The following is a 19087-nucleotide window of genomic DNA, read 5'->3' on the forward strand; positions in this document are numbered from 1 at the left end:
GGATATGAGTCCCACCCTCGCTGGTGTCCTCCAGCTCCTCGCGCTGATCGTCGCTCTCGGCCTCGCCTACCGGCCGCTGGGTGACTACATGGCCCGCGTCTACTCCTCGGAGAAGCACTACAAGCCCGAGAAGTGGATCTACAAGGCGATCGGCGCCAACCCGAACGTCGAGATGCGCTGGCCCGCCTACCTGCGCAGCGTCCTCGCCTTCTCCGCGGTGAGCGTTCTCTTCCTCTACCTGCTCCAGCGGCTGCAGGGCTCGCTCCCCGGCTCGCTCGGCTTCAAGTCGATCGACCCGGACCAGGCGTTCAACACCGCCGCCTCGTTCGTGGCGAACACCAACTGGCAGTCGTACTACGGCGAGCAGGCCATGGGCCACGTCGTGCAGACCGGCGGCCTCGCGGTGCAGAACTTCGTGTCGGCCGCGGTGGGCATCGCGGTCGCCGTCGCCCTCGTCCGCGGCTTCGCCCGCTCCCGTACCGGTGAGCTGGGCAACTTCTGGGCCGACCTGGTGCGCGGCACCGTCCGCATCCTGCTGCCGATAGCGGTGATCGGCGCGCTCGTCCTGGTGGCCTGTGGTGCGATCCAGAACTTCTCCGGCATCCACGAGGTCGGGCAGTTCATGGGCGGTCAGCAGCAGTGGAACGGCGGGGCGGTGGCCTCGCAGGAGGTCATCAAGGAGCTGGGCACGAACGGCGGCGGTTACTTCAACGCCAACTCGGCGCACCCCTTCGAGAACCCCAACGGTCTGTCGAACCTGTTCGAGATCTGGTTGATTCTCGTCATCCCCTTCGCGCTGACGCGCACGTTCGGCCGCATGGTCGGCTCGCTCAAGCAGGGTTACGCGATCCTGGCGACGATGGCCACGATCTGGCTCGTCTTCACGGGACTGATGCTGTGGACCGAGTTCGCGGGCAAGGGTCCGGCGTTCGACATCGCCGGTGGCGCGTTGGAGGGCAAGGAGACCCGGTTCGGCATCGGCGCGTCGGCGATCTTCTCGGTCGCGACGACGCTGACGTCGACGGGCGCGGTGAACTCGTTCCATTCTTCGAACACCGGGTTCGGTGGCGGTATCGACCTGCTGGGCATGCAGCTCGGCGAGATCGCGCCCGGCGGTACGGGTTCTGGTCTCTACGGCATGCTGATCATGGCGATCATCGCGGTGTTCATCGCGGGCCTGATGGTGGGACGTACGCCGGAGTACCTGGGCAAGAAGATCGGCACCCGCGAGATCAAGCTGGCGGCCTGCTACATCCTGATCACCCCGGCGCTGGTGCTCTGCTTCACCGCCGCGGCGATGGCCCTGGACACCCCAGCCAACTCGATGACGAACAGCGGCGCGCACGGATTCTCCGAGATCCTCTACGCGTACACGTCCGGCGCCAACAACAACGGCTCCGCCTTCGCGGGTCTGAACGCCGACACGCAGTGGTTCAACTCGACGATCGGTATCGCGATGCTGGTCGGCCGGTTCCTGCCCATGGTGTTCGTCCTCGCCCTGGCGGGCTCGCTCGCCGAGCAGAAGCCCGTCCCCGAGACCGCGGGCACGCTGCGGACCGAGAAGCCGCTGTTCACGGGCCTCCTGGTCGGCACGATCATGATCATCACCGGTCTGACCTACTTCCCGGCCCTCGCACTGGGACCGCTCGCCGAGGGGCTCGCGGCATGAACATCGACGTGACGAAGCAAGAGGACAACGTGTCCACCACGACTCCGACGAAGGCGCCCCATGGCGACCTGTCCGGCGGACACCAGCCGGCCGGACGTGTCGGTGGGGGTCTGTTCGACCCCAAGCAGCTGCTGAAGTCCTTCCCGGACGCGATGAAGAAGCTCGACCCGCGGGTGATGGTCAAGTCGCCCGTGATGTTCGTGGTCCTGATCGGCTCGGTGGTCACCACCGTGCTGGCGCTCAAGGACCCGGGCGACTGGTTCGGCTGGGCGATCGCGGTGTGGCTGTGGCTGACCACGATCTTCGCCAACCTGGCGGAGGCGGTGGCCGAGGGCCGCGGCAAGGCCCAGGCCGACACGCTGCGCAAGGCCAAGACCGACACGGTCGCCCGCCGCCTCGTCGGCAAGAACGAGGAGCGGGTCCCGGGCACCGAGCTGAAGATCGGTGATCTGGTGGTCTGCGAGGCCGGCGATGTGATCCCCGGCGACGGTGACGTCGTCGAGGGTGTCGCGAGCGTCGACGAGTCCGCCATCACCGGCGAGTCGGCTCCGGTCATCCGCGAGTCCGGCGGCGACCGCTCGGCCGTCACCGGCGGTACAAAGGTGCTGTCCGACCGCATCGTCATCAAGATCACGACGAAGCCGGGCGAGACGTTCATCGACCGCATGATCAACCTGGTCGAGGGCGCTGCCCGGCAGAAGACCCCGAACGAGATCGCCCTCAACATCCTGCTGGCCTCGCTCACGATCGTCTTCCTGCTCGCCGTCGTGACGCTGAAGCCGTTCGCGATCTACGCGGGCGCCGACGAGCAGACCTCGATGATCGTCCTGACCGCGCTCCTCGTCTGCCTCATCCCGACGACGATCGGCGCGCTGCTCTCGGCGATCGGCATCGCCGGCATGGACCGCCTGGTGCAGCGCAACGTCCTGGCGATGTCCGGCCGGGCCGTCGAGGCGGCCGGTGACGTGTCGACGCTGCTCCTGGACAAGACGGGCACGATCACGCTGGGCAACCGCCAGGCGTCGGAGTTCGTGCCGGTGCGCGGTACGACGGAGTCGGAGGTCGCGGACGCCGCCCAGCTGTCCTCGCTGGCCGACGAGACGCCCGAGGGCCGCTCCATCGTCGTACTGGCGAAGGAGAAGTACGGGCTGCGCGAGCGCCACCAGGGCGAGCTGTCCCACGCCACCTGGATCGAGTTCACCGCCCAGACCCGTATGTCGGGTGTGGACGTGGACGGCAAGCAGACCCGCAAGGGCGCGGCTGGATCGGTCATCGCCTGGGTCACCGAGAACGGCGGTACGGTCGCCGACGACGCCGACACGCTGGCCAACAAGATCTCCGAGGCCGGCGGCACGCCGCTGCTCGTCGCGGTCAAGGACGACAAGGGCGCCCGTGTCCTGGGTGTCATCCACCTGAAGGACGTCGTCAAGGAGGGCATGCGGGAGCGGTTCGACGAGCTGCGGCGCATGGGCATCAAGACGGTCATGATCACGGGTGACAACCCGCTGACCGCCAAGGCCATCGCCGAGGAGGCGGGTGTCGACGACTTCCTCGCCGAGGCCACGCCCGAGGACAAGATGGCGCTGATCAAGCGCGAGCAGGCCGGTGGCAAGCTCGTCGCGATGACCGGTGACGGCACCAACGACGCCCCGGCTCTCGCCCAGGCGGACGTGGGTGTGGCTATGAACACCGGTACCTCGGCCGCCAAGGAGGCCGGGAACATGGTGGACCTGGACTCCAACCCGACCAAGCTCATCGAGATCGTGGAGATCGGCAAGCAACTGCTGATCACCCGGGGCGCGTTGACGACGTTCTCGATCGCCAACGACGTCGCGAAGTACTTCGCGATCATCCCGGCCATGTTCACGGTCGCCTACCCGTCGCTCGACAAGCTCAACATCATGGGCCTGGCCTCGCCCGAGTCCGCGATCCTCTCCGCGGTCGTCTTCAACGCGCTGGTCATCATCGCGCTCGTTCCGCTCGCCCTGAAGGGCGTTCAGTACCGGCCGACCAGCGCGGACAAGATGCTCCGTCGAAACCTCGGAATCTACGGATTGGGCGGCCTGATCGCGCCGTTCATCGGCATCAAGATCATCGACCTGATCATTTCTCTCATCCCCGGAATCGGCTGATCACTATGAACAATTCAGTGGCTAGTACGGCGCGGTTGCTGGGGGCGGGCCTGCGGGCGCTGCTCGTGCTGACCGTGATCTGCGGCGTCATCTACCCGCTCGCCGTCACCGGGATCGCCCAGGGCCTGTTCAACGACAAGGCCAACGGCTCGGAGATCAAGAGCGGGGGCAAGGTCGTCGGCTCCGAGCTCATCGGACAGCGTTACGACCTGCCCCTGAAGAAGGGGCAGGAGACCGCGGAGCCGGACCTGAAGTGGTTCCAGCCGCGGCCCTCCAACGGCCTCGGGGAGAACAGCGTCAACACGCAGTACCAGCTGATCCTGTCCGGTGCCACCAATCTCGCCGGTGACAACAAGGACCTGATCAAGCAGGTGAAGGACGCGCAGGCGGCCGTCGTCAAGGACAACTCCACGGCCGACTTCAAGGTCAAGCCATCGGATGTGCCGGCCGAGGCCGTCACCTCGTCCGGCTCGGGCCTGGACCCGCACATCTCCCCGGACTACGCGGAGTTGCAGGCCCACCGGGTCGCGGAGAAGAACCACCTGAGCGTCGCGCAGGTCGACAAGCTCGTCGCCGACCACACCGACGACCGGATCCTCGGTTTCATCGGCGAGCCCCGCGTCAACGTCCTCCAGCTCAACATCGCGCTCAAGGAACTGACCAAGGGCTGATGGCCTTATCGCAACAGAGGATGGGAGTCGGCGGGCCCGGATCGCCCCGAGGGCCCGCCGACTCCCGCCGCACGTGGGACGACAAGAGGAAGGCAGCACGCCGATGACCCGGGTGCTTGTCGTGGAGGACGACGCACAGCTCGCCCGCGCCCTGGTGATCAATCTCCAGGCGCGCAAGTACACGGTGGACGCGGCACCCGACGGTGCCACCGCCCTCCGGCTCGTGGCGGCCGAGCAACCGGACTTGATCCTGCTCGATCTCGGACTGCCCGACATGGACGGCATCGAGGTCATCAAGGCCCTCCGGGGCTGGAGCCGGGCCCCGGTCCTGGTCCTCTCCGCGCGCAGCGGCTCCGAGGACAAGATCCGCGCCCTCGACGTGGGCGCCGACGACTACATGACCAAGCCGTTCAGCATGGATGAGCTCCTTGCCCGCCTGCGGGCCGCCACACGCCGCACGATCGAGTCGCCCCCACCGACCCAGACGGCCATGGTGGTCGGCACCGACGAATTCACCGTCGACCTGTTGGCCAAGAGAGTCCGGCGCGGGGACCGCGACATACGGCTGACCCCGACCGAGTGGCACCTGCTGGAGATCCTGGTCACCCATCCCGGGGTGCTCGTCAGCCAGCGCCGGCTGCTCACGGAGGTCTGGGGGCCCAGTTACAGGGGAAAGACCAACTATCTCCGGGTCTACATGGCCCAGCTGCGGCGGAAACTGGAGGCCGACCCCGCCCACCCCCGCCATCTGGTCACCGAGCCTGGAATGGGCTACCGCTTCGAAGCGTGACGATCCGGCCGACCCCGTCTGGTGGTCGGCTTTCGTCCGGCGTGAGGCATACACATCCTGTCCGTCTTCAACCGAGAATCGACATTATGGGACGCGGAAAGCTCCGGATTTACCTCGGCGCGGCACCGGGCGTCGGCAAGACGTACGCGATGCTCTCGGAAGGCCACCGCCGGGTCGAGCGCGGCACGGACTGCGTCGTCGCCTTCGTCGAGCACCACAACCGTCCCCGCACGGAGGTGATGCTCCACGGCCTCGAACAGCTCCCCCGCCGAAGCGTCGAGTACCGGGGCACCAGCTTCACCGAGATGGACGTCGATGCGGTCCTGGCCAGGAAACCGGCCGTGGCGCTCGTCGACGAACTTCCGCACACCAATGTCCCCGGCTGCCGCAACACCAAGCGCTGGCAGGACATCGAGGAACTGCTCGCCGCCGGCATCGACGTCGTCTCCACGGCCAACATCCAGCACCTGGAGTCGTTGGGCGATGTCGTCGAGTCGATAACCGGCGTACGGCAGCAGGAGACCGTCCCCGACGAGGTCGTGCGCCGCGCCGACCAGATCGAACTGGTCGACATGTCCCCGCAGGCCCTGCGCCGCCGCATGGCCCACGGAAACATCTACAAGCCGGACAAGGTCGACGCCGCTCTCTCCAACTACTTCCGCCCCGGCAACCTCACCGCGCTGCGCGAACTCGCCCTGCTGTGGACCGCCGACCGCGTCGACGAGTACCTCCAGGAGTACCGTACCGAGCACCGCGTCTCGAAGATCTGGGGCTCCCGGGAACGCATCGTCGTCGGCCTCACCGGTGGCCCCGAGGGCCGGACGCTCATCCGGCGCGCCGCCCGCCTCGCGGAGAAGGGCGCGGGCGGTGAGGTCCTCGCCGTCTACATCGCCCGCAGCGACGGTCTGACCTCCGCCTCGCCCAAGGAACTCGCCGTCCAGCGGACCCTCGTCGAGGACCTCGGCGGTACCTTCCACCACGTCATAGGCGACGACATCTCCTCCGGCCTGCTCGAATTCGCCCGGGGCGTCAATGCCACCCAAATCGTCCTCGGCGTAAGCCGCCGCCGCTCCTGGCACTACGTGTTCGGTCCTGGTGTCAGCGCCACGGTCGCCCGGGAATCGGGCCCCGACCTGGACGTCCACATCGTTACTCACGACGAGGTGGCGAAGGGCCGCGGGCTGCCCGACGCCCGTGGCGCGCGGCTCGGCCGCTCGCGGACCATCTGGGGCTGGCTGGTCGGCATCATCGGCCCGGCCCTGCTGACCCTGCTGCTCAGCACCGCCATCCCCGACGTGGGGCTGGCGAACGACGTCCTGCTCTTCCTCACCCTCACCGTCGCTGCGGCTCTCCTCGGCGGGCTTCGCCCCGCCCTTGCCTCGGCGGCTGTCGGATCCCTGCTGCTCAACTGGTTCTTCACCCCGCCGGTCCACGAGCTCACGATCGCCGACCCCCGCAACATCGTCGCCCTAGTGATCTTCATAGGGGTCGGGATCTCCGTTGCCTCAGTCGTGGACCTGGCGGCCCGCAGGACCCATCAGGCCGCCCGGTTGAGGGCCGAGGCGGAGACACTCTCCTTCCTCGCCGGCAGCGTTCTGCGGGGCGAGACGAGCCTCGACGCTCTCCTCGAACGGGTGCGGGAGACCTTCGTCATGGAGTCGGTGGCACTACTGGAGCGCAGCGAGGAGTCCGAGCCCTGGTCCTGCGTCGCCGTCGTGGGCCCTCGGTCCGCAGGCCGACCCGAGGACGCGGACGTGGGCATGCCGGTCGGCGACCATCTCGCTCTCGCCCTGACGGGCCGCGTCCTGCCCGCCGAGGACCGACGCGTCCTCGGCGCGTTCGCCGCCCAGGCCGCCGTCGTACTGGACCGGCAGCGGCTCGTCGGGGAGGCCGAGGAGGCCCGCAGGCTGGCCGAGGGCAACAAGATCCGCACCTCGCTCCTGGCTGCCGTCAGCCATGACCTGCGTACCCCGCTCGCCGGGATCAAGGCGTCGGTCACCTCGCTGCGGGCCGACGACATCGAGTGGTCCGAGGAGGACCAGAACGAACTCCTCGCCGGCATCGAGGAGGGCGCCGACCGGCTCGACCACCTGGTGGGCAACCTGCTGGATGTCTCCCGCCTCGAGACCGGTACCGTCACCCCCGTCATCCGGCGGACCGACCTCGACGAGGTGGTCCCGATGGCCCTCGGCGGCGTACCGGAGAACAGCGTCGAGCTGGACATCCCCGAGACCCTCCCGATGGTCGCCGTCGACCGCGGCCTCCTGGAACGAGCCGTCGCCAACATCGTCGAGAACGCGGTCAAGTACAGCCCGGACGGTGAACCCGTCCTCGTGGCCGCCAGCACGATCGCCGACCGCGTCGAACTGCGCGTGGTGGACCGTGGCCCCGGAGTCCCCGACGAGGCCAAGGAACGCATCTTCGGCGCGTTCCAGCGCTACGGCGACGCACCGCGCGGAGCCGGAGTGGGCCTGGGCCTCGCCGTGGCCCGCGGCTTCGTCGAGGCGATGGGAGGCACCGTGATCGCCGAGGACACCCCCGGCGGCGGCCTGACGATGGCGCTCAGCCTGCGCATGGCGGACGGCCTGCCTCTCTCCCGGCCAGAGCTTTCTGCGGAGAAGACGACGTGAACGCGGCCGATCGGCGGCCGGTCGGAGTCTCAGTCCCGATGCCCGGCGGTCGGTGCCTTCAGTAGCCGGTCCAGCTCGCCCCCGGCCCCGTCGTACCCGGCGTCGGAGATCCGTTGCAGCTCGCGCAGATCGCCGGTCGCGGCAGCGCGCCCAGTGAGCAGGAACCCAGCGTGCATGGATCCCTCGTCCAACAGCTCGCTCAGCTCGCCGAGGTCGCCGGCTGCGTCGGCGAGGTCGGCCAGCCGGTCCAGAGCGGTCTCGTTGCCCCCGTCGGCGAGCTCGCGCAGGGTCTCCCGATCGACATTCGTGTTCTCCATGACGCCATCGTGCAACCCTGCCCCTGGGGAAAGGCCAAGTGGAGGGATGGCCGGATGATCACCATCGGTCAATTGGCCAGGTACATCGGTGTGTCGATCAAGACCATCCGCGTCTACCACGACAAGGGGCTGCTCCCCGAGCCTGACCGCGATGCGTCCGGTATCCGGCACTTGAGATCAGCGACCGACGAGGAGTTCCAGCAGGCGCTGCGCGAGATCGACGACGTGCTCACCGCCCGCATCAGCGGCCTGCGGGCAACGCAGGGGCGGTTGCGCCGGCTCGCCGCCGGGCATCTGGCGCCGCTGTCCACCGAGGTCGGTGCCCATCTGGAGCACCTGGCACGCTGGGGATTCACGCCTCGATGGGTGGATCTGCAACGCGACCTGTGGATCCTCGTGTTCGCCACCCACCCGGACCGCGCGACCTCACTGTTCCACGACCAGGCCGAGACCCTGTCCGACCCGGCGCTACGGCAGCTCTTCCTCGACTACGACCACGCGTACGACCTGGACGCCGACGATCCCCGCATCGACGAAGTCGCACGCCGGATCGCCGAGGCGACCCGGGAACGCTACGGACCCGACGAACTGCCCGGGCTGGACGCGGCCTCCGAGATCCCCGCCCTCATCCAGGACACGGTCAATGCCTCGTCCCCGGCATGGCAGCGACTCGACACGCTCATTCGCGCCCAACTGAACGCGTGACCCGACGTGATCAGTTGCCGCGCGGGGCGTACATGATGACCGCCATCCCGGCGAGGCAGACCAGGGCGCCGACGACGTCGAAGCGGTAGCCGTCGGCGACCATGTCGTGACCGTGCCTTGGAGGGAGGCAATGCATCCGGGAGAACCGGCTCCTTGCGGTCAGGCTGGAACGCCTTCTTTGGCCGGCTCACGTGGTGGCGTGGGCTCCGGCGAGCTGGTCCGGCGGAGCGACTTGCGGAGCATGGAGCCGATGTCCGGGTCGTGGCCGAGCGGTGCCAGGAGCAGGAGCAGGCCGCCCCACATGGCGAGGGCGAAGCTCCACAGGCCCATGGTCACCGCGATGGAGAGATGGAAGAGCGCTCCGGCGGGCAGCAGCATCCAGCGCACCTTCTGAGGCATCAGAAGAGCGGCGGCCAGGGCGATCTCCAGCACGAGCGGCCCCCAGGTCATGGCGGCGACGCCTGCCGGGCTCTGCACGACGGCGTTGAGCGCAGGGCGTAGCCAGCCCGCCGCCCCGAACGCGTCGTTGTTCACCCAGTAGTACAGGGCGGTCCCATCGGCCCATTCGGCGTGCGGGAGTTTGGCCACGCACGACTGGAAGTACAGCACGGCCATCTGGACGCGGGCCACGTAGATCGCGCTGACACCGATCAGCGCCAGGGTGCCGCGCTGTTCCGGGGCGGGCAGGGAGGGTTGGGCGGATGTCCAGTGCCAGCGACGGGAATCGCCCAGCGACACCAGAGCGATCAGCAGGGTGAGCACCCAGGTGATCTGGTCGCCGCCGTCCGGGATGGAGATGCCGGTGAAGACGCTGAACGCCACGTAGGCGTGGGGAATGGCGGTGAGACAGGGCCTCCATCCGCTCGCCGCGACGAGCAGGACGGCGCAGCACAGCCAGCGGACGGTGTCGTAGTGATCGGGCTCCACGAGGCAGAAGGCGCCTCCGCCGGCGACTCCCTGGCACAGCGGGTACTGGCCGACGGTCGCCACTTCCTGGAAGAGGGAGGCGGCGTCACTGAACGCGAGCGTGCCCAAGGTGCCCAGGGCCAGCAGCGTACGGGCCAGTCCGTAGCCCGTGCCCCAGGGAAGGGTGATCGTGCGCTGTCGCATCAGCACGTCACCTCCACAACCAGGACACGCTCCGGGGTGTGGGTCTCCGGGACGAGGTCACGCCAGGCCCAGGGAGTCGGACGCTCCGCCGACAAGCCGATCGTCCCGCACAGCGTGGGGTTCGGTTGCTTGTTGTCGATGCTTCGGGCGGCCGCGCCGAATTTTTCGAGGCAGGCCGCTCTGCTGTCGTCGCAGGAATGCCAGTCGTCCTGTTTCGCGCCCGAAAGGAGCATCGCTATCTCGACGCCTTGGGCACGTGACGCACGGTTGAGCCCGAAAGCGTTTCGCGGTTCCGCGTGCGGCGTCAGCGACTTCGATTCCCAGTTGCCCGATTCCCTCTTGAACGGAATCACTTCCGGGTCGCGCGGGGATTTGGTGAAGAACGCCCACCCCTGCGGAGCCATGTTCACCACGGTGTGCCTGACCTCTTTCTGGGCCGGCAGCGAAATGACGTTCTTGGGCAACTGTTCCTGGACCGCGTACAGGATGACAACAGCCCAGATGAGGATGATGGAGACGATCGCCTTCGGCGAGACAGCGACGGAATCGCTTCTGTGCTGACTGAAGGCGTCGTAGAGATATCGGAGTTTGCTTTTCATTTCGATGTGGTTCCTTGCCCCCAATGGACGCCATGCGGCAGAGCCGGTGAGCGGGGGGAGTCTGCAGCCTCCCCCCGCTCACCGGGCGCTGCTTACGCGGCCTTGAGTGCCTTGGTGACCTGGGCGACAGCCTCGTCCTTCGACAGCTGCGTTCCGTCGCCGCCGGTCGGCTGGGCGCTCCAGAACCAGTTCTTGCCCTTGACGAAGTTGGCGCCCACCGCGACGGTGACGGTGACAACGGCACCGGCGGCCGTCACGACGGCCGCGACATGCACCACCGCGGCGCCGACTGCGACGGTGACGCCACAGCGCTGGCCGTTCTCCACGGGCATGGCGGACTTGTCTTCCTTGGCCACGGAGAGAAGCGTTGCCTGGGCCTCGGAGACCGCCCGCTCCACCTTGCGCGGGTCGCCGCTGCGGGACTTCTTGCTGAAGTCGGCGAAGAAGCCGGGCGACTTCTTGTTGATCAGCTTGATCACGGCGTCGGAAGCACGCTTCTCGTCAGCGGATTCGTTGTCGAGGTGCTGACGCGCCTCGGAGAAGAGATCCAGCCGGGACAGGTCCTTCCCGACCTTGCCCTGCGAGAAGAACAGACCTCGGAAGATGTTCTCGCCGTCGGTCTTGGCCGATATCGCAGGAGCGCTGACCGCCGCCTTGGCCGTGTCCGTGCCGGTGTCCGCGGCAACCGCGTTGGACCCCACCACGCAAACGGCTGCCGTCGTGATGCCGGCAACAGCCAGGATTCCGCGCTGCTTGATTTTCATTGGGTTCCCCTTGAGTCGGTGAAAACGGCAGGGGGTAACCCACGTGCGGTCAACACGTTTTCCCCCCGTCGTGTGACTACTGTGAAGATCCTTTCACGCCGCTGCGAAGTTTGTGGCTGGAGTGGCCAGAGTCACATGCGTCGCCAAATGTCCTGCGGTCGGGGCGACTTCGCCTTCCGTGAAGGGAACCTATGGTGCTAGCGTCATTGGCATCATGTTGCTGAGACTGAACGCTGCGGATGCCCGCCCTCTTCACGAACAGGTGGCGGGTGCGATCCGGCGGGCGATCGCCGAGGGAGAGTGCGCGCCGGGGGACCGACTGCCCCCGGCCCGTGATCTGTCCCAGGCGCTCGGCGTCAACGCCAACACTGTGCTGCGAGGGCTCAGGACGTTGCGGGACGAAGGTGTCCTCGAGTTCCGGCGGGGCCGCGGTGTGACCGTGGCCGACGGCGCGGACCAACGCTCCGACCTGGTGGAACAGGTGCGTGCCCTCGTCGCCGACGCGGCTCGCCGGGGCTACAGCAAGGCCGACATCATCGCCATCATCGAGGGGGATTCGTGAACGAGCGCGCAAGGCGCGGAGGCGGAACAGCCTGGGCGGGCGCCGGCTGGTGTGCCGGTGTCCTGGTACTGCTCCTGTGCATACCGCTGGCGGCGAGCGGCCGGCTGCCCGACAGGCTGGCGACGCACTGGGGCACGGGCGGGGAGCCCGACGGGTCCATGCCGCTGTGGGCGGCCGTCTTCTTCCCCGTGCTGGTCTGGCTGGTCCTGGTACTGGCCGTGGTCCTCTTGGCGAGGCGCCCGAACAGCGGGGCACCGGGATGGGCCGCCATCTCCCTGGCGTCAGGAGGGGTGTTCCTGGTCGGCGGACAGGCATCGATCGTGCGGGCCAATCTGGACCGGTCCGACTGGCATGCGGCCGACTCGGTGACACCCTGGGTGATCGGGGCCCTCACGGTGGCCGTCACGGCAGGCGCACTCGCCTGGCTGGCCATCCGCCGCCCCGCCACCGGGCAGCGGCAGGCGACAGGAGGCCCTGGCATGAGCATTCCACCGGACCAGCAACTCGCCTGGTTCTCCCGCACGTCCAACCGGTGGCTCCACGTGACCTCGGCCGTCACCGGATTCGCGGCACTGGCCATCACAGCGGCCGGCGTAGGCGGTCTCATCCCCCTGCGCTCGGCGCTGATCGCTCCGTTCGCGTTCACCTCCCTCGTCGTGCTCGGCTGCTCTTCCGTGCAGGTACGCGTCAGCGAGCAAGGCGTGAAGGTGTCCTTCGGCCCGCTCGGCTGGCCGGCGCGAAGCTGGGCCGTCCAGGACATCGAGTCCGCCCGCGTCGAGCACCGAACTCCCGCACAGGTGGGGGGCTGGGGCTACCGGCTGAGCGGCCTGGGCACCACCGTGATGCTGCGCGGCGGGGAGTGCCTCGTCATACGGGCCAAGGGCAAGGACTTCGCCGTGAGCGTGGATGACGCCGAACGGGGCGCCGGGCTCCTGAACGCCCTGAGCGCGGAACGCGCGGGCGGGCACCGGTCATGAGTACGCACGGAGAGCAGCAGTGCGTAAGGGGTAGGCGTGGACGCCGGCTTGATCACCATCGGACCATGCACCAGGAGCTTGTCGCCGGGCCAGGCCCCGGGGCTCGGTGATGCGATGAAGGCATCAGAGATCTCGAGATGAGGGGCCTCGCCGATCCAGTACGCCCAGTAGTTGAGGTCGGCGGCCTCGCCGGCGTCGTCCGCGAGGGCCGTGTCGATGAAGTGACTCATGCGGTCGCGGTCCCCACGCCGGGCGGAGACAGCTGCGACAGAACGGGAGTTGAGCCAGTGGGCGAGCCAGTCGTGCGGCCGCTCGGTGCTCTGCTGGTAGGTGAGCCATTCATCGGTGTCGCCCTGGTCGTCGTACCCGGAGAGGTAGAGGGCCTGGCGGCGTAGAAGGAACTGTTTCTTCCCCGCGCGCCCGTTCAGCTGTGCGTCGCATCTGACTGAAGAAGCGGGCGCGGTCCGAGGCGGATAGCTCTGGCCCAGTCGGCGCCGGTCCTCGGCGAGTGCGCGGCGGCGCTGCCAGCTCCCGGACGGTCTGGGGCGCGACGCCGTTCAACGGCCATGCCAGAACCTCGCCGAGATCCCGTTGCATCACCATCGCCCCAAGAGGGCTGTCCTCGGAAGCGGTCTTCTCGTCGAGTGCGCTCGCGAGTAGGACGTCCGCCTCAAGAGCTCGTTCGAGGGCTTGAAGGGGTAGCGGGGCTGTGCCCATCTGCATCAGCCGGTGCCGGTGGACAAGCATCTGCCCGACGGGCACGGCAGTCAGGGGGCGCCGGCGTCTGCGGACACCTTGAGGCACTCGGCGGCCTCTTCCTGGGTGTATCCCTGCTGCTCTCTATGCCCCGGAAGACGTACCCCGAAATGACGCCGGTACGAGGACGCGAGGTAGCCCCCTGACCGCTGGTCAGGGTTTGTCGTGAGTTCGGGTGCATGGGAGGTCCATTCCCGGAGGTTCGCTCCAAACCACCTGTACTCGGGGTCACTTCAGGGGTGGAGGGCGGCCTTCTAACGTCGTACGTGTCCCCATCCGAGCCTATTAGGAGGCTGATCCGATGGGCCTCGTTGTGAACGCCTCTGAGTTGATGACGCAGATGGAGAAGCCATCTCATCCTGGTCCGGAGGTCGTGCTGCGAGAGAGGTGCGGGCCCAGATGTTTCCGGGCATGGGGATGTCTGCGCACCCGGGGGCGGACCGGGAGTCGGCGGTCAGCCACTGGCTACTCACCGAAAACAGCGAAGGACATCAGGCATGCTCGGGCGAACTGGGCGGACCGTGGAATTGCCCTGATGCGGTGCGGCAGTCTCTTCGCCGCGGTACGCATCCCTGCCGAAATCGTGCACGCGGCCGCGGGCGCCGAGGACCAGGAACGTGTTGACGCGTTCCTTGAGGAGGCGTTGGCACGAGGTACTGGGACCCGTCCATTTCCAGCGCGCCGTCGATCTGCTCGGCCACCTGGCCATCCTCGTTGCGCAGGACAAAGGATTCCCTGATGCAGGACCCGTTCAGTCTTGAAGACATCGTTCAGTACGCCTTCGAGGGCGGTGCCCCGCTTCTTTGGGTCCAGTTCGTTGAAGAGGTTAGCGAGCCGGCCTCGAAGCGCTTCGAATTCCGCACGCCGCCGAGCCAAGCGCTTCGCCTCGGCGCTGCGTGCCGCAAGCCGTGCTGCCCGTTCGTCGTCACGTGCCTGGTTCATCCGGGTGAACGAATCTTTGACGTTCACCAGACTTCGCACGCTCGCCTGCAGCCCCTGAGCCGGTAGTCGATCGTCTGGCCACAGCGTGGAGAAGTCTTCGAACTCGATCGCCCGCTTGAGTAGCTCTCGTCGGACTTGCAGGCCAGCGTCACCCTGCTCGTTGATCTGGCTGAGCACGGCACGAACAATCTTGTACTTGCTGATTGCTGCCCTGTCCGCAGCGAGCTGTTGCCGGTGTACTGCGAGCAGCTCCTCACCGACGCCCGCTCCGCGCAAGAATTCGAGGACGCCGTCCTTGCTTCGGCTCAGCCGTGGCACCAGCTCGATCAGCAGCTCTAACAGCTCGGGAGGCCAGCGGTAGGCGTCATCGTGGACCGTTCGACATCCGCATCTTCCACGTCGAAGCCGTTTCGCAGGCCCCTTGGGCCTGTGCGGGATCCGAACAGCACGTCACTGAGCGGGCTGGTCGCCTCGGTGATGTCGGTCTCGCTGACGCTGGTGGAGAGGCTGCGGCCCCACGCGTTTTCGGTGGCCACCGCATGGAGTGGAGCGCCCACAAGGCGGACGACGTCTCGTTTGCTGGTGTCCAGATTGGTCCTGAACCAGTCCAACTGGCGGCTGACACTTCCCTCTTCAGGACGGCTCCTGGGGCCAATCGCTGAAGACTGATGGTAGTGGGCAGAGTGCCAGCGACCCTGACTGACATCAGTGCCGGCAGCTGGGGAGACGTCCACGGCCGGATCTCTGTCTTGCGTTGCGTAGCAGTGCGCTCGCTGTGAAATACATGAGTGGGTGAGGCTGAGTGTTGCATTCCGAGATGGCAACGCGGTGCGATACCCGCGTCGTTGGTACTCCAATATGTGTTGTGGTCCGTGCCCTCGATCGGGTCACCGGCGACGGATTGATTGTGTTCGACGCGCGCTATGCCTTCCCCTTCCTATGGCCTTGCCAGGTGGCCTCCTGAAGGAGGGCGATGTGACTGCGACGGGCAAGGTCTCGTCGTGCTGGGCGATACATAGCAAACGATCCCCGGTTAGCGAAACCGGGGATTGTCCCGAGTATTGAGGGTGTTCGCACTCGGCTGTGCTTGGCAGTGGAGCCGAGGCGGACGAGGTAGACAGCGTCGCAAACCCCGGACGAGGAGAGCGCTGTTGTCTGCTGCCCTGACGAACGTGGTGCCCTTCGCTGCAAGGCAGCGATGGCACCGCCGATGTGGAGTTTCCACGCCCGCGAGGAGAGTGAGTGATCCTGTCACAACCGATCAAGAAGCTGCCGCCGAACGCGAAGGGGCAGGTCCGGTACCGGTTCGTGGTCGACGTCGGGACCGACCCGGCCACTGGGAAGCGTAAGCAGCTGACCCGTACCCTCGGCACGCTCAAGGAGGCGCAGGCCGAGTACGCACGTATTGCGGTCCGTCGCCACAATGGGGCGCTCGTGCCGCGCAACAAGATGACCGTGAACGAGTGGCTCGATGAGTGGCTCGCCAAGAAGGCGGAAGACCTGGAAGAGACCACGATCTCCACCTACAGGGTGACCCTGGACCGTGTCCGGGGCAGGCTTGGGCACATCCGGCTCCAAGAGCTCACTGAGGACGATGTCGAAGCATGGATGCTGTGGGCTCTTCGGGAGGGCCGCGTACGCGCCACGAAGGCCGGTCCCGGTCTGGGGGTGACATCGGTGGAGATGTCCCTCACGAGGCTGAAGGAAGCCCTCAACCGGGCCGTGGCGCGGCGCCTGGTAGCGGTGAATGTGGCCCAGGAGGTCAGGATCCCCCGGAAGGTGCGCAAGGCGGAGCGGCAGGCCAAGGCCGAGGTGCCGCCCTGGAGTGTCGCGGAGGTCCATGCCTTCGTACTCGCGGTGAGGGATCACCGGCTGTATGCCCCGCTCCTCCTGTCGTTGATGGGTCTGCGCCCGGCGGAGGTCTGCGGCATGCGTTGGGCCGATCTGGACTTGGACACAGCCACCCTGGCCGTTGCCAACACGCGCACGTTGGTGGGGAACAAGATCGTGGTGGAGAAGGACACGAAGTCGCTTGCCGGGGAACGGGACCTTCCGCTGCCCGTTCCGGTCAAAGAAGCCCTCCTGAGCTTCAAGGCTACCCAGGTAGCTGAGAAGCGGGCGGCGGGGCAGGCGTACCAGGCCAGCGGGTACGTGCTGGTGGACGAACTCGGGACGCCGCTCAATGTGCGGCAGTTGCGTGAGCAGGCGTACAAGGTCATGGCCGACAACACGCTGCGGCGGGTCCGTTTGTACGATGCCCGCGCGAGCTGCTTCACCTACCTGGCGAACAAGGGCGTCCCTGACCATCTCCTCGCCCGATGGGCGGGGCACACCGACGTCAGGACCACGAAGCGCTGGTACGTGAAGCCGGACGTAGAAGATCTTCGTTCGGCGGCGGATACCTGGAGTGGTCTGACCGGTCTCCCGACCCCTGTGGTGAGAAAAGTGTGAGACGTGGGAGCGTAGGTCGAGTGAGTGAGACGACGACGAATGCCCTGCAGTACCGCTTTGACGGGCCGGAAGACGCCCCGGTCCTGATTTTGGGCCCCTCCCTCGGGACAACATGGCACATGTGGGACCGGCAGGTGCCCGAGCTGGTCAAGCACTGGCGGGTGTTCCGCTTCGACATGCCAGGACACGGCGGTGCGCCCGCGCACCCCGCGGGCTCCGTGAGCGAGCTCGCCCAGCGGCTCCTCGCCACGCTCGACGAGGTCGGAGTGCACCGCTTCGGGTACGCGGGCTGCGCCTTCGGCGGTGCCATCGGTGCCGAACTGGCCCTGCGCCACCCGCAGCGCGTGGCCTCCCTCGCGCTGATATCCGCATCGCCGCGGTTCGGCAGCGCCGATGAGTTCCGCCAGCGTGGTGTCATCGTGCGGAGCAATGGGCTCGACCCCATCGCGCGCACTTCCCCCGACCGTTGGTTCACGCCGGGCTTCGCCGCCGCGCAGCCCGCGATCACCGACTGGGCCGTACAGATGGTGCGGACCACCGACCCCGGCTGCTACATAGCCGCCTGCGAGGCGCTCGCCGCCTTCGACGTGCGGGCCGAGCTGGGCAGGATCGGGGTGCCCACCCTTGTGCTCGTCGGTTCGGAGGACCAGGTCACCGGGCCCGGCGAGGCCCGCACCCTCGTCGCCGGGATACCGGACGCCCGCCTCGCCGTCGTGCCGGGCGCATCGCACCTCGCCCCCGTCGAGCAGCCCGCGGCCGTCACCGACCTCCTCGTACGGCACTTCTCCACCGCCTGGCCGGCCGCGGCCGACGCGACCGGCACCCACGCGGCGATCAGCGCGCCCCCGGTCAAGCCGGTGCTCGCCCCGCCGCCCGTCACGCCCGTCGCCGAGATCGGGCCCATGGCGCAGCCCGAAGCCGTGGGCGGCGGCCGTCCCGATCCGTACGACGCGGGGCTCAAGGTCCGCCGCGAGGTGCTCGGCGACGCGCACGTCGACCGTGCCCTCGCCGCAGCCGACGACTTCTCCGGGGACTTCCAGGAGCTCATCACGCGCTACGCCTGGGGCGAGGTCTGGAACCGTCCGGGGCTCGACCGGCGCTCCCGCAGCTGCGTCACCCTCACCGCGCTCGTCGCCGGCGGGCACCTCGACGAACTGGGCTTCCACATCCGCGCGGCGCTGCGCAACGGCCTCACCCCGCTGGAGATCAAGGAAGTGCTGCTGCAGGCCGCCGTCTACTGCGGCGTACCCGCGGCGAACTCGGCGTTCAGGGTCGCCCAGGCCGTGATCCGCGAGGAAACCACGCCCCAGGAGTGACGCGTAGCAGGATGGGGGTATGACGACTGCCGCGAAGCGCATCAAGCTCACGAAGAAGACACACGCCTGTGTCCGCCTCGAGCGGGACGGGCGGAGTCTCGTCATCGACCCCGGCACCTTCAGTGAGGAGGACGCCGCCGTCGGCGCCGAGGCGATCCTCGTCACGCACGAGCACATCGACCACTTCAACGAGGACCGGCTGCGCGCGGGCATGGAGGCCAATCCGGCCGCCGAGATCTGGACCCTGCGCTCCGTCGCGGAGAAGATCTCGGCCGCCTTCCCGGGGCGGGTGCACACTGTCGGCCACGGGGACACCTTCAGCGCCGCCGGGTTCGACGTGCAGGTGCACGGTGAGCTGCACGCCGTGATCCACCCGGACATCCCGCGGATCACCAACGTCGGCTATCTGGTGGACGGTTCGGTCTTCCACCCGGGCGACGCGCTGACCGTCCCCGAGCAGCCCGTGGACACGCTGATGCTGCCGGTGATGGCGCCCTGGAACAAGATCTCCGAGGTCATCGACTACGTACGCGAGGTCAAGCCGCTGCGCGCCTACGACATCCACGACGCGCTGCTCACGGACCTCGCCCGGCCGATCTACGACTCCCAGATCGGTGCCCTGGGCGGGGCCGAGCACCTGCGCCTCACGCCGGGCGAGTCGGCCGACCTGTGACTGTCGGACCCGCCCGGTAGGTT

The 19087-nt window shown here is 67.7% G+C and carries 17 protein-coding genes and 1 pseudogene; 13 read left to right on the forward strand and 5 right to left on the reverse strand.

Annotated features, from left to right (window positions below):
• Positions 1-4: 4 nt before the first annotated feature.
• The 5 genes from kdpA to OG453_RS31695 all read left to right on the forward strand — a co-directional run bounded on the left by kdpA (position 5) and on the right by OG453_RS31695 (position 7892).
• Positions 5-1669, forward strand: a complete 1665-nt coding sequence (gene kdpA / locus OG453_RS31675; RefSeq protein ID WP_266871979.1) for a potassium-transporting ATPase subunit KdpA — start codon at positions 5-7, stop codon at positions 1667-1669.
• Entirely contained in the window at positions 1666-3801 is a 2136-nt protein-coding gene (kdpB, locus tag OG453_RS31680) for a potassium-transporting ATPase subunit KdpB (protein ID WP_266871980.1), read from the forward strand. Before kdpA ends, kdpB begins: the two co-directional genes overlap by 4 nt.
• A gap of 5 nt (positions 3802-3806) precedes the next feature.
• Entirely contained in the window at positions 3807-4472 is a 666-nt protein-coding gene (locus tag OG453_RS31685) for a potassium-transporting ATPase subunit C (protein ID WP_266871981.1), read from the forward strand.
• Between the two features lie 103 nt (positions 4473-4575).
• Complete coding sequence (locus OG453_RS31690; protein WP_266871982.1) at positions 4576-5262, forward strand: response regulator; 687 nt, start codon at positions 4576-4578, stop codon at positions 5260-5262.
• Between the two features lie 86 nt (positions 5263-5348).
• Positions 5349-7892: a sensor histidine kinase KdpD gene (locus OG453_RS31695; protein WP_266871983.1), complete on the forward strand. Its 2544-nt coding sequence runs from the start codon at positions 5349-5351 to the stop codon at positions 7890-7892.
• A 29-nt stretch (positions 7893-7921) separates the two neighbouring features.
• Here OG453_RS31695 and OG453_RS31700 read toward each other — a convergent pair whose 3' ends face one another.
• Complete coding sequence (locus OG453_RS31700; RefSeq protein WP_266871984.1) at positions 7922-8209, reverse strand: hypothetical protein; 288 nt, start codon at positions 8207-8209, stop codon at positions 7922-7924.
• Positions 8210-8263: 54 nt separating this feature from the next.
• Between OG453_RS31700 and OG453_RS31705 the strand changes: the two genes are divergently transcribed.
• A complete protein-coding gene (locus OG453_RS31705; protein ID WP_266871985.1) occupies positions 8264-8914 on the forward strand; it encodes a MerR family DNA-binding transcriptional regulator in 651 nt (216 codons plus the stop codon).
• Between the two features lie 10 nt (positions 8915-8924).
• On the opposite strand, the pseudogene OG453_RS45400 reads toward OG453_RS31705, so the two are convergent.
• The 4 genes and pseudogenes from OG453_RS45400 to OG453_RS31720 all read right to left on the reverse strand — a co-directional run.
• Positions 8925-9017: pseudogene (locus tag OG453_RS45400) on the reverse strand (hypothetical protein); the annotation flags it as partial.
• A 56-nt stretch (positions 9018-9073) separates the two neighbouring features.
• On the reverse strand, positions 9074-10024 hold the full coding sequence (locus tag OG453_RS31710) for a sporulation-delaying protein SdpB family protein (protein WP_266871986.1): 951 nt from the start codon (positions 10022-10024) through the stop codon (positions 9074-9076).
• Entirely contained in the window at positions 10024-10623 is a 600-nt protein-coding gene (locus OG453_RS31715) for an SdpA family antimicrobial peptide system protein (RefSeq protein ID WP_266871987.1), read from the reverse strand. Before OG453_RS31715 ends, OG453_RS31710 begins: the two co-directional genes overlap by 1 nt.
• A gap of 92 nt (positions 10624-10715) precedes the next feature.
• Entirely contained in the window at positions 10716-11387 is a 672-nt protein-coding gene (locus OG453_RS31720) for a sporulation delaying protein family toxin (protein WP_266871988.1), read from the reverse strand.
• A gap of 214 nt (positions 11388-11601) precedes the next feature.
• Between OG453_RS31720 and OG453_RS31725 the strand changes: the two genes are divergently transcribed.
• The 7 genes from OG453_RS31725 to OG453_RS31755 all read left to right on the forward strand — a co-directional run bounded on the left by OG453_RS31725 (position 11602) and on the right by OG453_RS31755 (position 19064).
• On the forward strand, positions 11602-11949 hold the full coding sequence (locus OG453_RS31725) for a GntR family transcriptional regulator (protein ID WP_266871989.1): 348 nt from the start codon (positions 11602-11604) through the stop codon (positions 11947-11949).
• Positions 11946-12926 carry a DUF1648 domain-containing protein gene (locus OG453_RS31730; protein ID WP_266871990.1) on the forward strand — a complete coding sequence of 327 codons (981 nt, stop codon included), beginning with the start codon at positions 11946-11948 and terminating at the stop codon, positions 12924-12926. Before OG453_RS31725 ends, OG453_RS31730 begins: the two co-directional genes overlap by 4 nt.
• 1494 nt (positions 12927-14420) lie before the next feature.
• Positions 14421-14690 carry a hypothetical protein gene (locus tag OG453_RS31735; protein ID WP_266871991.1) on the forward strand — a complete coding sequence of 90 codons (270 nt, stop codon included), beginning with the start codon at positions 14421-14423 and terminating at the stop codon, positions 14688-14690.
• Between the two features lie 69 nt (positions 14691-14759).
• Entirely contained in the window at positions 14760-14963 is a 204-nt protein-coding gene (locus tag OG453_RS31740) for a hypothetical protein (RefSeq protein WP_266871992.1), read from the forward strand.
• A 903-nt stretch (positions 14964-15866) separates the two neighbouring features.
• Positions 15867-17075: a tyrosine-type recombinase/integrase gene (locus OG453_RS31745; RefSeq protein WP_266871993.1), complete on the forward strand. Its 1209-nt coding sequence runs from the start codon at positions 15867-15869 to the stop codon at positions 17073-17075.
• 20 nt (positions 17076-17095) lie between these two features.
• Positions 17096-18391, forward strand: a complete 1296-nt coding sequence (pcaC, locus tag OG453_RS31750; protein ID WP_266871994.1) for a 4-carboxymuconolactone decarboxylase — start codon at positions 17096-17098, stop codon at positions 18389-18391.
• Between the two features lie 40 nt (positions 18392-18431).
• Positions 18432-19064 carry an MBL fold metallo-hydrolase gene (locus OG453_RS31755; protein WP_266873194.1) on the forward strand — a complete coding sequence of 211 codons (633 nt, stop codon included), beginning with the start codon at positions 18432-18434 and terminating at the stop codon, positions 19062-19064.
• The last annotated feature ends 23 nt before the right edge of the window (positions 19065-19087 follow it).

The organism is Streptomyces sp. NBC_01381 (genome assembly GCF_026340305.1).
Lineage (GTDB): Bacteria > Actinomycetota > Actinomycetes > Streptomycetales > Streptomycetaceae > Streptomyces.